Genomic DNA, 19,415 nt, shown 5'->3' on the forward strand with positions numbered 1-19,415 from the left:
TGCTTGCATGGAAAATTCCGGCCACCGCAACGTATCCGCTCCGCTACCTTCTGCGACGAGACGACAGGAACGGGGTGCCCCACATGCCCATCGTCCGCCCGCTCGACCCGAGCGCCTCCCCACTCGACTTCTACGGTTCCGAACTGCGCCGCCTGCGTGAGGACGCGGGGCTCAGCCAGGATCAGCTGGGCTCCTGCATCTTCTGCACGGGTTCACTCGTGGGTCAGATCGAGACGACCAAGCGCATCCCGACCCGGGACTTCAGCGAGCGGGCGGACGCGGCGCTCGGCACGGGCGGCTTCTTCTCCCGCCTGCTGGGTCTGGTGCTGCGCAGCCGGTTGCCTACGTGGTTCCAGCCGTATGCGGAGCTGGAGGCGCGGGCTGCGTATATCTCTACGTATCAGTGCCAGTTGGTGCACGGGCTGCTCCAGACGGAGGCATACGCGCGGGCGCTGATCTGCATGAACCATCCCGAGCGGGTGGAGGAGCAGGTGGCGGCGCGCATGGAACGGCAGCGCATCCTTGATCGGGGCACTCCCCCGGCCCTCTGGGTCGTGCTCTCCGAGGCAGTGCTGCTCCAGGAGATCGGTGGCCCGGAAGTCATGCGGGACCAGCTCGGGCGCTTGGCGGCGTTCGCGCGGGACCCTTGGGTGAAGATCCAGGTTCTGCCGTTCGCGGTGGGGCAACATGCGGGATTGTTGGGCTCGTTCAATCTACTGCGCTTCGACGAAGACCCCGACCTCTATTACTCCGAGAGTTACGACCAGGGACACATGACGGCCAACCCGCAGCTCATCAGGGAGCGTTCGGTCGGTTACGCTCGCTTGCAAGCCTGCGCTCTCGCCCCCGAGGAGTCGGCCCAAATGATCGTTCGTGTCATGGAGGAACGCTATGGACAGGAACCCGATCTCGACCAACGCCCAGTGGCGTAAGTCGTCCTACAGCGGACCTAACGGTGGTGATTGTGTTGAGGTCGCCCCCCTGCCTACGAGCGTCGCCGTCCGCGACTCCAAGAACCTGGATGCGGGACCGTTCCGCGTGACACCGGCCGCCTTCGCCACGTTCGTGACGGCGGCCTCACACGGCCGGGTCTGAACCCGGCGCCGAATCCGACGGAGGAGCGCTATGGGCAGGAACCACCGGATTCCAGCGGCGACACAGTGGCGTAAGTCGTCCTACAGCGGGACCAACGGCGGTGATTGCGTCGAGGTCGCCGCGCTGTGGCGTAAGTCGTCCTACAGCGGGACCAACGGCGGCGAGTGCGTCGAGGTCGCGGCGCTCCCCGCAGCCGTGGCCGTCCGCGACTCCAAGAACCTGGACGCGGGACCGTTCCGCGTGACACCGGCCGCCTTCACCGCGTTCGTGACGGCAGCCTCGCTCGGCCGGGTCTGAGACCGCCCTCCGCGCGGTCAGCGCTTGCGTCGCCGCCCCACCTGCGTCCGTACCGCCCCCATGCTCGCCGCGATGACCAGGGCGATCGCCAGCGCCTCCAGCCAGGACAGGGCCTGGCTCAGGACGAGGAAGCCGGCGAGCGCCGCGATGGCCGGTTCCAGGCTCATCATCACGGCGAACGTGGACGCGGGCAGGCGGCGCAGGGCGATGAGTTCGAGGGTGTAGGGCAGCACCGAGGAGAGGACGGCGACGGCCGCGCCGAGGCCGATCGTCACCGGGTCCAGGAGCCGGGTCCCAGCCGCGACGACGCCCAGCGGCAGCGAGAGCACCGCGGCGACCGCCATCGCCAGCGCGAGCCCGTCCGCCTGCGGGAAGCGGCGGCCGGTCCGGGCGCTGAAGACGATGTAGGCCGCCCACATGCCGCCCGCGGCGAGCGCGCAGCCCACCCCGACCGGGTCCAGGCCGCCAAGCCCGTCCCCTGCGCCACCGAGCAGGAAGACGCCGCACAGGGCGAGCCCCGCCCACAGGAAGTTCACCGCGCGGCGCGAGGCCAGGACGGAGAGCGTGAGGGGGCCGAGCACCTCGAAGGTGACGGCGAGGCCGAGCGGGATACGCGCTGCGGCCTGGTAGAAGATCATGTTCATGCCGCCCATGGCGACGCCGAACGCGAGGACCGTGCCCCAGTCCGCACGCGAGTGCCCGCGCAGCCGCGGCCGGCACACCACCATCAGGACCAGCGCCGCCACGACCAGCCGGATCGTGACCACGCCGACCGCGCCGACCCGCGGCATGAGGCTCACCGCGAGCGCGCCGCCGAACTGGACCGACACGCAGCCCGCGAGCACCAGGCCGACCGGGCCGAGGGCCCCGCCGCGGCCGGTCTCCGCGGACGCGGCGGCGGCGCCGTCGCCGCCGACGAGGACGGCGGCGTCCGGCACCGGCAGCTGCTGTTCGGTGTGCGAGCCGCTCACTGTGCCTCGCCCCTTTCCTCGCCCTGGAGGGCCCCGGCCCTCTCGTTCCTGCTGCGCACGCGTGCGCGATGTTCATTATGTTGGACTTACACGTCCACCGTACTGCACCGAGGGCGGCCCGTGAACCATCACGCTAGGACCGCCGGGCGCGGCCTGTGAAATGCCTTCTGCGCTCCCGTTATGCTCCGCGGACATGAGCCGGGACCGGGACCACCCCATCGACCTGCGTCACCTGCGCTGTTTCCTCGCCATCGCCGAGGAGGGCGGCGTCACGCGCGCCGCGGCCCGGCTCGGCCTGACCCAGCCCGCCGTCTCCCGGACGCTGGCCGCCCTGGAGAGCGCGCTCGGGGTGCGCCTCGTCGACCGCTCCACGCACCACCTCGCCCTCACCCCGGAGGGCGACGCGTTCCGCGAGAAGGCCGCCGTGGCGGTCGCCGCGTTCGAGGACGCGCTCGCCACCGCCCGCGCCGAGCGCAGGCCGCTGCGGCTCGGCCACGCGTGGTCCGCGGCGGGCGACCTCACCACGCCGTTGCTGCGGCGCTGGCGTCAGGCGCACCCGGACGTCCCGCTGGAACTGCTGCGGATCGACGACCGCACGGCCGGGCTGACCCGCGGCGCCGTCGACGTCGCCCTGCTGCGCGGCCCGGTCGACGCGCCCGGCCTGGTCACCGAGGTGCTCCACGAGGAGACCCGGGTGGCCGCGCTGCCCTCCGACAGCCCGCTGGCCCGGCACGCCTCCCTCACCCTCGCAGACCTGAGCGACCAGGTCATCGCCCTGAACACGGTCTCCGGCACGACCACGCTCGGCCTGTGGCCCGCGGCGGTCCGGCCGGCCGCGACGCTGCCGGTCGCCAACACCGACGACTGGCTGGCGGCGATCGCGGCGGACCGGGCGGTCGGCGTCACGTCGACCGCCACGGTACGGATGCATCCGCATCCCGGGGTCGTCTACGTCCCGCTCACCGACGCGCCCGCGCTGCCGGTCCACCTGGCCCGGCGCCAGGGTCCGGGGCATCCGTCGGCCCCGGCGCTCATCGCTCTCGCGCATGAGGTGGCCCGGGCGTAGGCGCTCCGGCTCAGGGGCCCGGGCCTGGCTCAGGGGCCCGGGCCTGGCTCCGGCTCCCGGCCGTGGAGCGCGGCCTCACGGCTCCCGGCCGTGGAGCACGGCCTCACGGCTCCCGGCCGTGGAGCGCGGCTTCACGGCTCCCGGCCGTGGAGCACGGCTTCACGGCTCCCGGCCGTGGAGCACGGCTTCACGGCTCCCGGCCGTGGAGCACGGCCTCACGGCTCCCGGCCGTGGAGCACGGCTTCCGCCACGGCCCAATGAGACGAGCGCCCGGCGACACACCCCGGGGCGCTGCCCCAGACCCCGCTCCGCAATCGCCGGAGGGGCTTTCAAAAGAGCCTCAGAAGTCGGAGGGTGGGTCGGCCGGCAGGGCGGCCGCCAGGATCTCCGCGAGGTGGCGGGGGCGCACCCCCGCCAGTTGCTCCACCTGCGTCCGGCACGAGAAGCCGTCCGCCAGGACCAGCGTGTCGTCGCCCGCCGCCCGCACCCGGGGCAGCAGCGCCTCCTCCGCGCAGGCCAGCGACACCTCGTAATGCCCCTGCTCGAAACCGAAGTTGCCCGCGAGGCCGCAGCAGCCGCCGCTCAACTCACCGCCCAGACCGGCCCGTTCCCGCAGGCTGCGGTCTGCCGCGTCGCCGAGCACCGCGTGCTGGTGGCAGTGGGTCTGCCCGACGACCGGCCGGTCGATCCGCGGCGGCTGCCAGTGCGGCGCGAACCGTTCCAGCGCCTCCGCGAAGGTGACGACCCGCTCGGCCAGCAGCCGCGCCCGCGGATCGCCCGGCAGCAGTTCCGGCAGGTCCGAGCGGAGCGCGGCCGCGCACGACGGCTCCAGGACGACGACCGGCCGCTCCCCGGCGAGCACCGGCTCCAGCAGGTCGAGGGTGCGGCGCTGCACGGCGCGGGCCCGGTCGAGCTGCCCGGTGGACACATACGTCAGGCCGCAGCACACCCGGCCCCGCACCCCCGGACGCGGGCCGCCCCGCGTCCGTGTCGGCGGCAGCGTCACGGCGAGCCCCGCCGCCTCCAGGACCCGCGTCGCGGCCAGCGCCACCGCCGGCGTCAGATGGTCGGTGAACGTGTCCGGCCACAGCACCACCTCCAACCCCCCGCCACCGGCCCGCGCCGCCGCGAACCGCCGCCCGAGCCCCCGGCGCCAGGCCCCGCTGAACGTCCCCCTGGCCACCCGCGGAATCCCCCGCTCCCGCGCGATCCCCCCGGCCCGTTTCGCGATGCCCGCCAACACCCGTACCGAAGCCAGGTAGTTGACGATCCCCGCCGTCCGCGTCCGCTCGACCAGGCGGAGCCACCGCGGCAGCCACCCCATCGCGTAGTGCGCCGCCGGCCGGCGCCGCCCCTCGTAGTGGTGGTGCAGGAACTCCGCCTTGTACGTGGCCATGTCCACGCCCACCGGACAGTCGCTGCGGCACCCCTTGCAGGACAGGCACAGGTCGAGCGCGTCCCGCACCTCCTCCGAGCGCCAGCCGTCGGTGACGATCTCACCGGCCAGCATCTCGTGCAGCAGCCGGGCCCGCCCGCGCGTGGAGTGCGCCTCGTCGCCGGTGGCCCGGAAGGAGGGGCACATCACGCCACCGCCCGAACCAGCCGACTCCGTACGGCACTTGGCGACCCCGACGCAGCGGCGCACCGCGGCCGAGAAGTCCCCGCCGTCGTGCGGGTAGCCGAAGACGACGTCCACCGGTTCGCGCGGCAGCACGGCGAAGCGCAGGTTCTCGTCGAGGCGGGCGGGACGCACCAGCATCCCCGGGTTCAGTACGTCGCCGGGGTCCCAGACGCCCTTCACGCGCGCGAAGAGCCCGACGAGTTCGGTGCCGTACATCGTCGGCAGCAGCTCGGCCCGCGCCTGCCCGTCCCCGTGCTCGCCGGAGAGCGACCCGCCGTGCGCGGCGACCAGCACGGCCAGCTCCTCGGAGAACCGCCGGAAGCGCCCGACACCCGCCGCCGTCAGCAGGTCGAAGTCGATCCGTACGTGGATGCAGCCGTCACCGAAGTGCCCGTACGGGGTCCCGCGCAGCCCGTGCTCCCGCAGCAGCCCCCGGAACTCCCGCAGGTACGGGCCCAGTCGGGCGGGCGGCACGGCGCAGTCCTCCCAGCCGGGCCACGCCTCGCTGCCGTCCGGCATCCGCGTCGCCGTGCCGCTGGCGTCCTCCCGGATCCGCCACAGCGTCCGCTGCCCGGCCGGGTCGTCGACCACGAGCGCGTCCGTCACGTCCGCCGCCCGCACGATCCGCTCGGCGGCGGCCCGCGCCTCGCCGGGCGTCGCGCCCCCGGTCTCCACGAACAGCCACGCCCCGCCCCTCGGCAGCCCCGAGTCCGCCGGTACGAGGTCGGCGGCCATGCCCTCGACGGTCAGCGGGCCCAGCGGCAGCAGGCCCGCGGCGGCCTCGGCGGCGGCGCTCTCGTCCCCGTAGCCGAGGACGGCCAGCGCCTTCGCGCGCGGCGCCTCGACGAGCCGCACGGTCGCCTCCGTGACGAGCCCGAGGGTGCCCTCGGTGCCGCAGAAGAAGCGGGCCAGGTCGGTGCCGTGCTCGGGCAGCAGCGCGTCGACGGCGTACCCGGAGATCCGCCGGGGCAGCCCGGCGAACGGGGCGAACCCGGTCCTGATCGTCCCCAGCTCCCCCTCCACCAGCGCCCGCAGGCCGCCCGGGGCGCCGTCCCAGCCCCGCCCGAGCCGGTACGCGGTGCCGTCCGCGCCCGCGACGTCGAGCGCGACGACGCTGTCGGCGGTCGTGCCCCAGGCCACGGAGTGCGAGCCGCACGAATTGTTGCCGATCATCCCGCCGAGGGTGCAGCGGCTGTGCGTCGAGGGGTCGGGGCCGAACCGCAGCCCGTGCGGGGTGGCTGCCGCCTGGAGCCGGTCCAGTACGAGGCCGGGCTGTACGGTGGCCGTTCCCGCGGCGGGGTCGAGGTCGATCAGCCGGTTCATGTGGCGGGTGAAGTCGAGGACCACGCCGGTGCCGGTGGCCTGGCCGGCGATGGAGGTGCCGCCGCCGCGCCCTACGACGGGGACGCCTCGCTCCGCGCAGATCGCGAGGACGGTGTGGACGTCGGCGGCGTCCTTCGGCGCGACTACGCCCCGCGGGACTCTTCGGTAGTTGGACGCGTCCATCGTGTGCAGTGCGCGGGCGCGGGCGCCGAAGTCGACGTCGCCCCGGACGGTGTCCCGCAGGACCCTACCGATGTCGTCAGCCATCCCCCCAGCATGCGCCCCCCGGCCCCTGAGCAGTCGTACGTCTACCGGCCGGTGGGGCATCTCGCGCAGTTCCCCGCGCCCCCTACGCGGCTGTCGTTCGGCTGACCCGGCCGTCGTGGCTGATCGCGCAGTTCCCCGCGCCCCTGAGCAGTCGTACGTCTACCGGCCGGTGGGGCGTCTCGCGCAGTTCCCCGCGCCCCCTACGCGGCTGTCGTTCGACTGTCCCGTCGTCGTGGCTGGTCGCGCCGTTCCCCGCGCCCCTGAGAGGCGCACTTCGTGCGGCCTCTCATCGGCAGGGGGCTGCGGCGAAGCCGCACGCCCCAGGGGCGCGGGGAACTGCGCGAGAAGCCCCACCGGCCGGGAGCCGACGTACCACCTGGGGGCGCGGGGAACTGCGCGAGAAGCCTCACCGGCCGGGAGCCGACGTATCACCTGGGGGCGCGGGGAACTGCGCAAGCCGGAGCCCCGCCGGGCGGGCAGGCGAACAGCCCGCCGGCAGGGCAGCCCGCCGCGACGGACGCCGCCCACGTCAGAACCCGCCCCCCTCGGACGAGACCCCGTATCTCAGACGCCGGACACCTCCCAGCCCCGCCATATCCACCCGCTACCCTCCAAGACGTGGCTGAGATCCAGATTCCCGCTGACATCAAGCCCGCCGACGGACGTTTCGGCGCTGGCCCCTCCAAGGTGCGTACGGAGGCGCTGGACGCCCTGGCCGCCACCGGTACCTCCCTGCTCGGCACCTCCCATCGCCAGGCCCCGGTCAAGAACCTGGTCGGCCGCGTCCGCGAGGGCGTGAAGGACCTGTTCCAGCTCCCCGAGGGCTACGAGGTCATCCTCGGCAACGGCGGCTCGACCGCCTTCTGGGACGTGGCGACCCACGGCCTGATCGAGAACAAGTCGCAGCACCTGAACTTCGGCGAGTTCTCCTCCAAGTTCGCGAAGGCGTCCAAGCTGGCCCCGTGGCTGGCCGAGCCGACCGTCATCGCCTCCGACCCGGGCACCCACCCGGAGGCCCGCGCCGAGGCCGGCGTCGACGTCTACGGCCTGACCCACAACGAGACCTCGACCGGTGTCGCCGCTCCGATCAAGCGCGTGGCCGGCGCCGACGAGGGCGCCCTCGTCCTGGTGGACGCCACGTCCGGCGCGGGCGGCCTGCCCGTGGACATCGCCGAGACGGACGTCTACTACTTCGCCCCGCAGAAGTCCTTCGCCTCCGACGGCGGCCTGTGGATCGGCGTGTTCTCCCCGGCCGCGATCGAGCGCGCCGAGCGCGTCCACGCCTCCGGCCGCCACGTCCCGGAGTTCTTCTCCCTGCCGACGGCGATCGACAACTCCCGCAAGAACCAGACGTACAACACCCCGGCCCTCGCCACGCTCTTCCTGCTCGCCGAGCAGCTGGACTGGATCAACGGGCAGGGCGGTCTCGCCTGGTCGACCGCGCGGACCAAGGACAGCTCGTCCCGCCTGTACTCGTGGGCCGAGGAGTCCAAGCACGCGACGCCGTTCGTGACGGACGCGGCGAAGCGCTCGCAGGTCATCGGCACGATCGACTTCTCCGACGACGTCGACGCCGCCGCCGTCGCGAAGGTGCTCCGCGCCAACGGCATCGTCGACACCGAGCCGTACCGCAAGCTGGGCCGCAACCAGCTGCGTGTCGCGATGTTCCCGGCGATCGACCCGGCCGACGTCCAGGCGCTGACGGCCTGCATCGACCACGTCATCGAGAAGCTCTGACGCTCCGCCCAGCAGCCGGAGGGGTGCAAGCCCCTCCGGCGGTCACTCCGGCCCCGGCGGCGGCCGTTTTCAGCCCCTCCGGCGCTTGAGGAGCGGGGTCCGGGGCGGAGCCCCGTGACCTCAGCACACACCCCGCCCGGCGCGTCACCCCGCCCGGCGCATCACTTCGCCCGGGGCCTGCGCACCAGCCGCCCCACCCCGAGCACCGCGATCAGCACGACGGCCGCCCCGACGGCCCCGGCCTTGCCGGTGAACCCGCCCCCGTCGCCGCCGCCGTCCCCGCTCGCACTCCCGCCACCACCACCGCCGCCGGAGTTCCCGCCCGCGCCCTCGACCTCCACGGCCCGCACCGAACTCCCCTTGCCCTCACTGCCGTAGAGCAGGGTCCGGCCGTCGACGGTGTACGTCACCGACTCGCCCTGCGGTTGCAGGGGCACGCTCAACTGGCCCTGCCGCCGGGGCTTCCCGTCGTTCCAGGAGTAGGCGATGCCGCCGAAGTAGCCGCGCAGGGCAAGCTGTTTCCCGTCGGGCGAGAAGGCGCCGTCGGTCACCCACAGGTCGATGTCGGCGATGCGCCTGAAGACGTTCGTGGCCGAGGGGTTCAGCGGGTCGGGGCCCTCGTAGAGGCCGCCGCCGTCCTCGTCCTTCTCCACGATGTAGACCCGGCCGGTCTTGGGATGGACCATCATCGCCTCGGCGTTGCGCGGCCCGTCCGCGTACTTCACTACGTACTGCGTGGCGCGTACGGTCTGGTCGCGCAGCTCCTTCGGCTCGGGCAGTTTGTAGATCCACACGTGGTCCCAGGTGCCGCCGAGGTTGTCCCCGATGTCGCCGACGTACAGGTCGCCGTCGGGGCCGACGGAGATCGCCTCGACGTCGCGCGGGGAGCCGATCCCGGTGAGGGTGAGCGTGGCGAGTGTCTTGCCGGTCCGCCCGTCGACGGCGTACAGGTACGCGCCGTCGTCGCTGTCGTTGTGGGTCCAGTAGACGCCCGGGTGGGCGCGGGAGGCGGCCAGGCCGCTGGACTCGGTGATCCGCGGGTCCTGGATGGTGAAGCCGTCGGAGCCCGCGGGCCGCGCGTCGGCGAGGGCCGGTCCGGCCGCGAGCCCCCACAACAGCACGGCGGCGGCCGCGACCCCACCCACACGCGACGACGCCTGGTACGAACGCATGCCCCCAGCTTGCCAGGCGTGTTCGGTCTCACACGCACGCGGCCCCGGTGATCGACGATGATGAGCGGATGCTCAGGTTCATGTTCGTCGGCGACTCGATGACGATAGGCAGCGCGGGCGAGCACACCTGGCGCCACCGCATGTGGCAGCACCTGCGCGCCACCGGCACCGACTGCACGGTGACCGGCCCCCGCACCGCCCTGCACGGCGGCGGCCACGACTACGCCGAACCGGACTTCCCGCAGCACCACTTCGCGGGCTGGGGCGAGGGCTGGCTGCACATGGCCCCGGCCATCGCGGACGCGGTCACCGAGGCCCGCGCCGACCTCCTCCTGGTCTCCCTGGGCCTGATCGACCTCGGCTTCTACACGAACGCCGAGCAGACCGCGGAGAACGTACGCCGCTTCGTCACCGGCGCCCGCACCGCCAACCCGGCGCTGCGCATGGTCGCCCTCCCCGTGATCCCGAACATCCGGGCCGAGACGGACGCCCCCTTCGCCGCCGAGGTCGCCCACTTCAACACGCTGCTCGCGAAGGCGGTCGCCGACCTGGACGAGCCCCGCTCGCCGCTGCTGCTCGCCTCGGTCCCGGAGTCGTACGACATCCACACGGACACCTACGACGGCACGCACCCGAACGCGTCCGGCGAACACAAGCTGGCCGGGGCGTTCGCGGACGCCCTGCACCAGGCCTGGGGCATCGGCGCCCCCTACCGGCTCCCAGAGATCCACCCGCCCGCGGTGCTTGCCTAGAGCGCACTCCACGTCCTTGGCTGGGACGTTATGAAGTACACGCAGCTCGGACGCACAGGACTCAAGGTCAGCCGCCTCGTCCTCGGCACGATGAACTTCGGTCCGGAGACCGACGAGGCAGCCAGCCACTCCATCATGGACGCGGCGCTGGCCAGTGGCATCAACTACTTCGACACCGCGAACGTGTACGGCCGCAGCGAGAAGGGCCGCACCGAGGAGATCATCGGCAACTGGTTCGCGCAGGGCGGCGACCGGCGCGACAAGACCGTCCTCGCCACCAAGGTCTACGGCAGCATGACCGGTGCCGGCCAGGTCTGGCCCAACCACGACCGGCTCAGCGCCGTGAACATCCGGCGGGCCGTCGAGGGCAGCCTCAGGCGGCTGCGGACCGACTACATCGACATCTACCAGTTCCACCACATCGACCGGGCCACCCCGTTCGAGGAGATCTGGCAGGCGGTCGACGTCCTCGTCCAGCAGGGCAAGATCCTCTACGCGGGCTCCTCCAACTTCCCCGGCTACAAGATCGCCCAGGCCAACGAGGCCGCCGCCCGGCACGGCCGGGTCGGCCTCGTCAGCGAGCAGTGCCTCTACAACCTGGCCGAGCGGCGCGCCGAGATGGAGGTGATCCCGGCCGCGCAGGAGTACGGCCTCGGCGTCATCCCGTGGTCCCCGCTGCACGGCGGTCTCCTCGGCGGCGTGCTGAAGAAGGAGCGCGAAGGGAAGCGGCGCAACGGCGGGCGCAGCGCGGGCGCCCTGGAGAACTCCCAGGTGCGCGAGCAGGTCCAGCGGTACGAGGAGCTGCTCGACAAGCACGGCATCGAGCCCGGCGAGGCCGCCCTGGCCTGGCTGCTGACCCGTCCCGGCGTCACCGGGCCGATCGTCGGCCCGCGCACCCAGGAGCAGCTGGACTCGGCGCTGCGCGCCGTCGAGCTCGAACTGGGCGAGGAGGTCCTGGCGGGCCTGGACGAGATCTTCCCGGGTCCGGGGCCGTCCCCGGAGGCGTTCGCCTGGTAGCGGGCGCGCGCGGCGTGCGTGGCGGCGGACCGGGATCGGCTACGAGCCGACGGCCGCCGCCACGGCCACCACGACGAACATCAGCACAAGCACACCGGCCATGATCCGGTTCCGCGTCTTCGGGTCCACGTACCTGAGCCTAACGCGCGGCCCCGCGCGGCAGGGCGGCGACCTTCCCGGTACGTCCTTCGTCTGCGGCGCCGCCGTGGCCGCTCGCGCAGTTCCCCGCGCCCCTGAGATGCGCACTGCGTGCGCTATCTCATCGGCCCCTGAGGCAGCGGCGAAGCCGCATGCCTCCAGGGGCGCGGGGAACTGCGCGACCAGCCCCCACCGGCCGGCAGCCGACGAAGAACCGGGGCCGGGGCCGTGGCAGGGGCCGCTACGCCACCACCGTCAACTCCCGTGGAACGAACTGCACATGCCGCTCCCCCCGCCGCAGATCAACCTTGAGCCGCAGATTCGCGGCCCGGGCCAGCATCAGCCCCACCCCCACGGCGGCCCCCGCACAGATCACCCCGCCCAGCGCAAAGCTGACCCGCACCCCGTACTGGTCGGCGAGCCAGCCGAAGAGCGGCCCGCCCAGCGGCGTACCCCCGGTGAACACCATCATGAACAGGGACATGACGCGCCCCCGCATCTCGGGGTCCGTCCCCATCTGCACCGTTGAGTTGGCCGTCACGTTGACGGTCAGCCCGAGGATGCCGAGCAGCACGATCAGCGGCGCGAACGCCCAGACCCCCGGCGACCACGCGGCCAGCATCTCCAGGACGCCGAACCCGACCGCGGCGCCGACCAGCACCCGCAGCCGCGTCGAGCGCCGCCGCGCGGCGAGCAGCGCCCCGGCCAGCGATCCGATCGCCATCAACGTGTTGAACAGGCCGTACTGGCCGACCCCGCCGTGGAAGACGTCGTCGGCGTAGGCGCTGAGCCAGATCGGGAAGTTGAAGCCGAAGGTGCCGACGAACCCGACGAGGACGATCGGCCAGATCAGCTCGGGGTGCAGCGACACGTACCGCAGCCCCTCCCGCAGCTGTCCCTTGCCGCGCGGGGCCCGCTTGATCTCGCTCAGCTCGCCGGTCCGCATCAGCAGCAGCCCGGTGATGGGCGCGAGGAAGGAGAGGCCGTTGGCGAGGAACGCCCAGCCGGGGCCGACGGCCGCGGTCAGCGCGGAGGCGACGGCGGGGCCGATGAGCCGGGCGGACTGGAAGTTCGCCGAGTTCAGCGAGACCGCGTTGCGGACCTGGTCGGGGCCGACCATCTCGGAGACGAAGGACTGCCGCGTCGGGTTGTCGACGACCGTGACGAGGCCGGTGAAGAACGCGGCGAGGTAGACGTGCCAGACCTGCACGTGGCCGGAGAGCGTCAGCGCGGCCAGGAACAGGCCGGACAGGCTCATCGCGCCCTGCGTGCAGAAGAGCAGGCTCCGCTTGGCGAAGCGGTCGGCGATCACGCCGCCGTACAGCCCGAAGAGGAGCATCGGCAGGAACTGCATGGCCGTGGTGATGCCGACGGCGGCCGACGAGCCGGTGATGGACAGCACCAGCCAGTCCTGGGTGATGCGGGCCATCCAGGTGCCGGTGTTGGAGATGACGGCGCCGGTCGCGAAGAGCCGGTAGTTGCGGATCTTCAGGCTGGCGAACATCGAGTTCTTGCGGGCGCCGGCGGGGGTGCGCCTGCGCAGCAGGTTCCGCCAGGAGCGGCGGTCGGGGGACGGGCGGGTGGAGTCGTGGGCGGCTGGTGCGGGGGCGGAGTCTGCTCCGGATCCCGTACTCAAAGTGGGTTCGCCTCCTCGGCGGTCGGGGTCAGCGGCGGCTCACAGATGGGCGAGCTTCTCCAGGACGGGGGCGGCCGCGCGCAGCTTGGCCCAGTCGTCCTCGTCGAGGCCGGCGGCGAGGTCGGCCAGCCACGCGTTCCGCTTGCGGCGGGACTCGGCGAGCATGGTCTCGGCCCGCTCGGTCGACGTGACGACCTTCTGCCGGCGGTCCTCGGGGTGCGGTTCGAGGCCGACCAGTCCCTTGGCCTCCAGCAGCGCGACGATGCGGGTCATCGACGGCGGCTGCACGTGCTCCTTGCGGGCCAGCTCGCCCGGGGTCGCCGAGCCGCAGCCGGCCAGGGTGCCGAGCACCGACATCTCGGTGGGGCTCAGCGATTCATCGACGCGCTGGTGCTTGAGCCGACGGGACAGGCGCATCACGGCGGAGCGCAGGGAGTTCACGGCGGCTACGTCATCGCCATGGGAGAGGTCCGGCATGTTCGTTAGCGTAACTCATTACTGTGTCTAACGACTACCCAGGGGGGCGCGAGGTGCCCGTGATACGCGCCACCGAACCACTTCATCACCCGAACGAGTGAGTCGGCTGCAGAAAGCGACACGCCGGGCGCGGCGGGCCGGGGACCCTGGTCCGCATGGGATCGACAGTGCTCAGCCTGCGGATAGACGGTGAGCTGCTCGACCGGCTCAAGGGGCATGCCGCGAAACGCGGAATGAGCGTCCAGGACTATGTGGCCCGGACGCTCATTCGAGACGACTTCGACGAACGCTTCAAGTCGGCGGTCGAGGAGACGGAGAGGTTCTACGGGGCGGCCTGAGCCGCCGCCCCGTGCGGCCCGGTCGGGCCAGGTCAGATCAGGTCAGGTCAGACCGAGCGCCGGCATCAGGTAGTAGAAGGTGAAGACCGCCGCGACCGCGTACATGGCGACCGGCACCTCCTTGGCCCGGCCGGCCACCACGCGCAGCACGGTGAAGGTGATGAAGCCCATGCCGATGCCGTTGGTGATCGAGTACGTGAACGGCATCATCAGCATCGTCACGAACGCCGGGATCGCGATCGTGTAGTCGCTCCAGTCGATGGCGCGGATGCCGCCGGACAGGATCAGGAAGCCGACCGCGAGCAGCGCCGGGGTGGCCGCCTGGGACGGGACCATCGTGGCGATCGGCGTGAGGAAGAGCGCGACCGCGAAGAGACCGCCGGTGACGACGTTGGCGAAGCCGGTGCGCGCGCCCTCGCCGACCCCGGCCGTGGACTCCACGAAGCAGGTGGTGGCGGAGGCCGAGGAGGCGCCGCCCGCGGCGACCGCGATGCCGTCGATGAACAGGACCTTGTTCATGCCCGGCATCTGACCCTTGTCGTCGGTCAGGTGGGCCTCGTCGCTGATGCCCATGATCGTGCCCATCGCGTCGAAGAAGCACGACAGCAGCACGGTGAAGACGAAGAGGACGCCGGTCAGCACGCCGACCTTGTGGAAGCCGCCGAACAGGCTGACGTCGCCGACCAGCCCGAAGTCGGGGGTGGAGACCGGGTTCCCGGGCCACTTCGGGGTGGTCAGGCCCCAGGAGGGCACCTTGGCGACGGCGTCCACGATCACCGCGGCGACGGTCATCACGACGATGGAGATGAGGATGGCGCCCGGCACCTTGCGCACCAGCAGCGCCAGCGTCAGCAGCACGCCGAGGACGAAGATCAGCACGGGCCAGCCGTTGAGGTGGCCGTCGGCGCCCAGCTGCAGCGGGACCGTGGTCTGCGCGGCGTCGGGCATCCGGGAGACGAACCCGGAGTCGACCAGGCCGATCAGCATGATGAACAGGCCGATGCCGATCGCGATGCCCTTGCGCAGGCCGAGCGGCACGGCGTTCATCACGCGCTCGCGCAGCCCGGTGGCGACCAGCAGCATCACCACGAAGCCGGCGAGGACGACCATGCCCATCGCGTCCGGCCACGACATGCGGGGCGCGAGCTGGAGCGCGACGACGGTGTTGACGCCGAGCCCGGCGGCGAGCGCGATCGGCACGTTGCCGATGACGCCCATGAGCAGCGTGGTGAACGCGGCGGTCAGCGCGGTCGCGGTGACCAGCTGGCCGTTGTCGAGCTGGTGCCCGTACATGTCCTTCGCGCTGCCGAGGATGATCGGGTTCAGCACGATGATGTAGGCCATCGCGAAGAACGTGGCGAGGCCGCCGCGGATCTCCCGGCCGACCGTCGAGCCGCGCTCGGAGATCTTGAAGTACCGGTCGAAACCGTTCTTCGGCGCCGACGGCGGCTGTTCGTGGGCATCGACCGGGGCGGTGGCCGAAGTGGACATGGGTGACCTCAGCGGTGTTCGGAAGGGCGCATCTGCGGGCGGGGACGGAAGCGAGTCTGGCCGGTGCGTGATCACCGAGCGGTTTCCCCGAGGTTCCGTTGGTGTTTCGTACGAACAGAAGTGGCCAGACTCGGGCCGTTTCAGTATGAACATATGAGGCCGAAATCGCTATCTCTGCGCGTAGACCCTTGCGGCAGCTGGGTGAGGTGAGCCCCGAGCGGGGCTGGGGCCGCCCGCGGCCGGGGACCCTCGTAAACTGTGCGCATGGCGAAGTGGACCCCGCAGCACGAGGCACCGGAACCCCTGGAGGGTCCCGTCGTCGCCACCATCACCGGCGGCACCATCCTGTGGTTCGTCCTCTTCCTGGTCCAGCTGCCGTTCTACGGCTGGTTCGACGACCGCGGGCAGACCTGGTGGGTCTGGACCTGCCTGGCCGGCGCCGGGCTCGGCCTCATCGGCATCTGGTACGTCCGCAAGCGCGACGCGGCGATCAAGCGCGCGGCGGCCCAGGCCTCCTAGGGGAGCCCCCGAGGGGAGCCTTCCGGGTCGCCCGGACCCGCGTACGCCCGCCGGACGACACGGGTCCTCCGCAGGTCGGATCTTTCGCCCGGCCGACGGGTGAACCCCCCAAATCGCCCGTACTGTCGAATCCATGACGCACACCGACGCGGGCACCGGCCTCGGACCGGCGCGGCCGGAACCCGCCCCGGACCGGGCGGGCGGACTGACCGCGGCCGAGGTCGCCGAGCGCGTCGCCCGCGGCGAGGTCAACGACGTACCGGTCCGCAGCTCGCGCTCGCTCGCGGAGATCGTCCGCGCCAACGTCTTCACCCGCTTCAACGCGATCATCGGCGTGCTCTGGGTGATCATGCTCTGCGTGGCGCCGATCCAGGACAGCCTCTTCGGCTTCGTGATCCTCGCCAACACCGGCATCGGCATCATCCAGGAGTGGCGCGCCAAGCAGACCCTGGACTCCCTCGCCGTGATCGGGGAGGCGCGGCCCACCGTGCGCCGCGACGGCGCCGCCACCCAGGTCGCCACCTCCGAGATCGTCCTCGGCGACCTGATCGAGACCGGGCCGGGCGACAAGATCGTGGTGGACGGCACCTGCGTGGAGGCCGACGGCCTGGAGATCGACGAGTCGCTGCTGACCGGCGAGGCCGACCCGGTCGTCAAGCGGCCCGGGGACGCCGTGATGTCGGGCTCCTTCGTGGTCGCGGGCGGCGGCGCGTTCACCGCGACGAAGGTGGGCCGGGAGGCCTACGCGGCCCAGCTCGCCGAGGAGGCCAGCCGCTTCACCCTCGTCCACTCCGAGCTGCGCTCCGGCATCTCCACCATCCTCAAGTACGTGCAGTGGATGATGATCCCGACCGCGATCGGCCTGGTCATCAGCCAGCTCGTGGTCAAGGAGCACGGGTTCAAGGACTCCGTCGCCCGCACCGTCGGCGGCATCGTGCCGATGGTCCCCGAGGGGCTCGTCCTGCTCACCTCGGTCGCCTTCGCGATCGGCGTCATCCGCCTCGGCCGCCAGCAGTGCCTCGTGCAGGAGCTGCCCGCCATCGAGGGCCTGGCCCGCGTCGACACCGTCTGCCTGGACAAGACCGGCACGCTCACCGAGGGCGGCATGGACGTCGCCGAGCTGCGCCCGCTCGGCGCCACCGGCGAGGACCGCGTCCGCGACGTCCTCGGCGCGCTCGGCGCCTCCGACCCGCGGCCCAACGCCTCCCTCCAGGCCGTCATCGACGCCTACCCGGACCAGAAGGGGTGGCGGTGCACGCAGGCGCTGCCCTTCTCCTCGGCCCGCAAGTACAGCGGCGCCGCCTTCCGCGAGGACGACGGGACGCACAGCGCGTGGCTGCTCGGGGCGCCCGACGTGCTGCTGCCCGACGACGACCCAACCCTGCGCGGGATCGAGCAGCTCAACGAGGAGGGCCTGCGCGTGCTGCTGCTGGCCCGCACCTCGGCGGAGCTGGAGGACCCGAAGGTGGCGCACGGCGCCGAACCGGCCGCACTCGTCGTCCTGGAGCAGCGGCTGCGCCCCGACGCCGCCGACACCCTGCGCTACTTCGCCGAGCAGGACGTGCGGGCCAAGGTCGTCTCCGGCGACAACGCCGTCTCCGTCGGGGCGGTCGCCGCCAAGCTGGGCCTGGACGGCGCCGAGCACACCGTGGATGCCCGCTCGCTGCCCGCGGACCGCTCGCGGATGGCCGACGCGCTCGACGAGGGCACCGTCTTCGGCCGCGTCACCCCGCAGCAGAAGCGGGACATGGTGGGCGCGCTCCAGTCGCACGGGCACACGGTCGCGATGACCGGCGACGGCGTGAACGACGTACTGGCCCTGAAGGACGCCGACATCGGGGTCTCGATGGGCTCGGGCTCGGAGGCCACGCGGGCGGTCGCCCAGATCGTCCTGCTGAACAACTCGTTCGCGACGCTGCCCTCCGTCGTCGCGGAGGGCCGGCGCGTCATCGGCAACATCACGCGCGTGGCGACGCTGTTCCTGGTCAAGACGGTCTACTCGGTGATCCTGGCGCTCCTCGTGGTCTGCTGCCAGGTCGAGTACCCGTTCCTGCCCCGGCACCTGACGCTGCTGTCCACGCTGACCATCGGCGTCCCCGCCTTCTTCCTGGCCCTCGCGCCGAACAAGGAGCGCGCGAAACCGCACTTCGTGAAGCGCGTGATGCGGTACGCGATCCCGGGCGGCGCCGTCGCCGGGATCGCCACCTTCCTGATGTACATGATCGCCCGGCACTTCTACACGGGCGCGGGGGCCCTCGACGCGGAGACCAGTTCGGCGACGCTGACGCTGTTCCTGATCTCGATGTGGGTGCTGGCCATCATCGCCCGCCCGTACACGTGGTGGCGGGTGGCGCTGGTGGCGGCGATGGGCCTCGGTTTCCTGCTGGTGCTGGCCGTGCCGTGGCTCCAGGACTTCTTCGCCCTGAAGCTGGTCGGCACGAGCATGCCGTGGACGGCGGTGGGCGTCGCGGCGGTGGCGGCGGCCGCCCTGGAACTCCTGTGGAGGTGGGTCGGCCGCCGCTTCCCCGACTAGCGCGGCGTGCTGTCTAGCGGACGTCGACGAAGTCGCTGGTCGACGTCACCGCCGGGGTGGTGGAGGTACCGGCGAACTGGTAGCGGAAGTAGCCGTCCGCGGAGGCCTTGACCGTGGTCTTCAGGTTGCCCTTGGTGTCCGAGGTGACCGTCTTGACGTTGGAGTACGTACTGGCGGACTTCTTACGGAACTGGAGCGTCACCTTCTGCTTGGTGTAGCCGGCGTACTTGCTGGTGTCCCAGTTGGCGCGGGACAGCAGGCCGGTGACCGTGAGGGTCTTGCCCTTCTTGACGGGCTCGGGGGCGGCGTTGGTGGTGAGCTTGGAGAAACGCTTGGTGTTGTACGACTTGGCCTTCTCGCGCACGGAGTAGTCGTAGTCCTTGGCCTGCACGCCCACCCAGACCTTCCAGGAGCCGGCGTCCTTGTTGTACAGGGTGCGCGGGTCGACCGTGAACGACAGCGTGCAGGTGGACCGGGTGGCGCTGACCGTCTTGCAGACGGTGGCGTCGACCGCCTCGTTCGGCAGCGCGCCCATGTCGGAGGAGTCCAGGTCGGTGCCGTGGTAGACGACCGCCCAGCCGGACTTGTTGTCGATGCCGGAGTCGTCGGTGGCGGTGTAGGTCACCTTGAAGTTGGCCTTGGCGGAGATGCCGAGGACGACGTCCTTGCCGCCGTGCACGACGACGTTCGAGATGGCCGTGTCGCCGACCTGCTCGTCCTCGGTGGAGGACGCGGCGAGCGTGGTGGCCCGCGCGGTCGCGTGACCGGCGGCCTTGTAGCCGGCGGTGACCTTGGCGGCCGAGGCGGCCAGGGTGGTGTCGGCGGCCTGCGCCGGGACGGCGAGCGCGGTGAGGGCGAGGGCGCCGGAGACCGTCACGGCGGCCGCGGTGGCACGAATGCGCATGTGTTCCCCATGGTGGAGAAGGGGGCCCGCGGTGCTGGTGCCGTCACGCGGGCCCGAAGTG

Annotated in this window: 17 protein-coding genes; 10 read left to right on the forward strand and 7 right to left on the reverse strand. The window is 72.1% G+C overall.

The window, feature by feature from the left end; genetic code table 11:
- The first annotated feature begins 83 nt into the window (after positions 1 to 83).
- The 3 genes from ACIBW6_RS06600 to ACIBW6_RS06610 are packed head-to-tail and all read left to right on the forward strand — an operon-like array spanning position 84 to position 1,392.
- Positions 84 to 932, forward strand: coding sequence for a helix-turn-helix domain-containing protein (locus tag ACIBW6_RS06600; RefSeq protein WP_399057301.1), 849 nt, complete (start codon positions 84 to 86; stop codon positions 930 to 932).
- Entirely contained in the window at positions 892 to 1,095 is a 204-nt protein-coding gene (locus tag ACIBW6_RS06605; RefSeq protein WP_399057303.1) for a DUF397 domain-containing protein, read from the forward strand. The genes ACIBW6_RS06600 and ACIBW6_RS06605 overlap by 41 nt, the downstream gene beginning before the upstream one ends.
- A gap of 30 nt (positions 1,096 to 1,125) precedes the next feature.
- Positions 1,126 to 1,392: a DUF397 domain-containing protein gene (locus tag ACIBW6_RS06610; protein ID WP_399057305.1), complete on the forward strand. Its 267-nt coding sequence runs from the start codon at positions 1,126 to 1,128 to the stop codon at positions 1,390 to 1,392.
- A 17-nt stretch (positions 1,393 to 1,409) separates the two neighbouring features.
- On the opposite strand, the gene ACIBW6_RS06615 is transcribed toward ACIBW6_RS06610, so the two are convergent.
- On the reverse strand, positions 1,410 to 2,330 hold the full coding sequence (locus tag ACIBW6_RS06615) for an EamA family transporter (protein ID WP_399057715.1): 921 nt from the start codon (positions 2,328 to 2,330) through the stop codon (positions 1,410 to 1,412).
- 193 nt (positions 2,331 to 2,523) lie between these two features.
- Between ACIBW6_RS06615 and ACIBW6_RS06620 the strand changes: the two genes are divergently transcribed.
- A complete protein-coding gene (locus ACIBW6_RS06620) occupies positions 2,524 to 3,429 on the forward strand; it encodes a LysR family transcriptional regulator (RefSeq protein ID WP_399057307.1) in 906 nt (301 codons plus the stop codon).
- 340 nt (positions 3,430 to 3,769) lie between these two features.
- On the opposite strand, the gene ACIBW6_RS06625 is transcribed toward ACIBW6_RS06620, so the two are convergent.
- On the reverse strand, positions 3,770 to 6,640 hold the full coding sequence (locus tag ACIBW6_RS06625) for an FAD-binding and (Fe-S)-binding domain-containing protein (RefSeq protein WP_399057309.1): 2,871 nt from the start codon (positions 6,638 to 6,640) through the stop codon (positions 3,770 to 3,772).
- 618 nt (positions 6,641 to 7,258) lie between these two features.
- On the opposite strand from ACIBW6_RS06625, the gene serC reads away from it, so the two are divergent.
- Positions 7,259 to 8,377, forward strand: a complete 1,119-nt coding sequence (gene serC / locus ACIBW6_RS06630; protein WP_399057311.1) for a phosphoserine transaminase — start codon at positions 7,259 to 7,261, stop codon at positions 8,375 to 8,377.
- Positions 8,378 to 8,538: 161 nt separating this feature from the next.
- Here serC and ACIBW6_RS06635 read toward each other — a convergent pair whose 3' ends face one another.
- Positions 8,539 to 9,549 carry a WD40 repeat domain-containing protein gene (locus ACIBW6_RS06635; protein ID WP_399057313.1) on the reverse strand — a complete coding sequence of 337 codons (1,011 nt, stop codon included), beginning with the start codon at positions 9,547 to 9,549 and terminating at the stop codon, positions 8,539 to 8,541.
- A gap of 68 nt (positions 9,550 to 9,617) precedes the next feature.
- On the opposite strand from ACIBW6_RS06635, the gene ACIBW6_RS06640 reads away from it, so the two are divergent.
- Together ACIBW6_RS06640 and ACIBW6_RS06645 are read left to right on the forward strand one after the other, a co-directional pair.
- Positions 9,618 to 10,301, forward strand: coding sequence for an SGNH/GDSL hydrolase family protein (locus ACIBW6_RS06640; RefSeq protein WP_399057315.1), 684 nt, complete (start codon positions 9,618 to 9,620; stop codon positions 10,299 to 10,301).
- A gap of 30 nt (positions 10,302 to 10,331) precedes the next feature.
- Positions 10,332 to 11,318 (forward strand): aldo/keto reductase, encoded by a 987-nt coding sequence (locus ACIBW6_RS06645; RefSeq protein WP_399057318.1) that lies wholly within the window; start codon positions 10,332 to 10,334, stop codon positions 11,316 to 11,318.
- A gap of 379 nt (positions 11,319 to 11,697) precedes the next feature.
- On the opposite strand, the gene ACIBW6_RS06650 is transcribed toward ACIBW6_RS06645, so the two are convergent.
- Together ACIBW6_RS06650 and ACIBW6_RS06655 are read right to left on the reverse strand one after the other, a co-directional pair.
- A complete protein-coding gene (locus ACIBW6_RS06650) occupies positions 11,698 to 13,092 on the reverse strand; it encodes an MFS transporter (protein ID WP_399057320.1) in 1,395 nt (464 codons plus the stop codon).
- A 39-nt stretch (positions 13,093 to 13,131) separates the two neighbouring features.
- Positions 13,132 to 13,569, reverse strand: coding sequence for a MarR family winged helix-turn-helix transcriptional regulator (locus ACIBW6_RS06655; protein WP_399057322.1), 438 nt, complete (start codon positions 13,567 to 13,569; stop codon positions 13,132 to 13,134).
- Positions 13,570 to 13,724: 155 nt separating this feature from the next.
- Here ACIBW6_RS06655 and ACIBW6_RS06660 point away from each other — a divergent pair, with 155 nt between their 5' ends.
- The gene (locus ACIBW6_RS06660) at positions 13,725 to 13,907 is read left to right on the forward strand and encodes a ribbon-helix-helix protein, CopG family (protein ID WP_356491445.1); all 183 of its coding nucleotides are present in this window, start codon (positions 13,725 to 13,727) and stop codon (positions 13,905 to 13,907) included.
- A 42-nt stretch (positions 13,908 to 13,949) separates the two neighbouring features.
- Here ACIBW6_RS06660 and ACIBW6_RS06665 read toward each other — a convergent pair whose 3' ends face one another.
- A complete protein-coding gene (locus ACIBW6_RS06665) occupies positions 13,950 to 15,398 on the reverse strand; it encodes an NCS2 family permease (protein ID WP_399057324.1) in 1,449 nt (482 codons plus the stop codon).
- Between the two features lie 264 nt (positions 15,399 to 15,662).
- Between ACIBW6_RS06665 and ACIBW6_RS06670 the strand changes: the two genes are divergently transcribed.
- A complete protein-coding gene (locus tag ACIBW6_RS06670; RefSeq protein WP_399057326.1) occupies positions 15,663 to 15,917 on the forward strand; it encodes a DUF2530 domain-containing protein in 255 nt (84 codons plus the stop codon).
- Positions 15,918 to 16,050: 133 nt separating this feature from the next.
- On the forward strand, positions 16,051 to 18,450 hold the full coding sequence (locus ACIBW6_RS06675; RefSeq protein WP_399057328.1) for an HAD-IC family P-type ATPase: 2,400 nt from the start codon (positions 16,051 to 16,053) through the stop codon (positions 18,448 to 18,450).
- Positions 18,451 to 18,463: 13 nt separating this feature from the next.
- Here ACIBW6_RS06675 and ACIBW6_RS06680 read toward each other — a convergent pair whose 3' ends face one another.
- Positions 18,464 to 19,354, reverse strand: a complete 891-nt coding sequence (locus tag ACIBW6_RS06680; RefSeq protein ID WP_399057330.1) for a DUF5707 domain-containing protein — start codon at positions 19,352 to 19,354, stop codon at positions 18,464 to 18,466.
- Between the last annotated feature and the right edge of the window lie 61 nt (positions 19,355 to 19,415).

It is taken from the genome of Streptomyces sp. NPDC049813 (genome assembly GCF_044465085.1).
GTDB lineage: Bacteria > Actinomycetota > Actinomycetes > Streptomycetales > Streptomycetaceae > Streptomyces.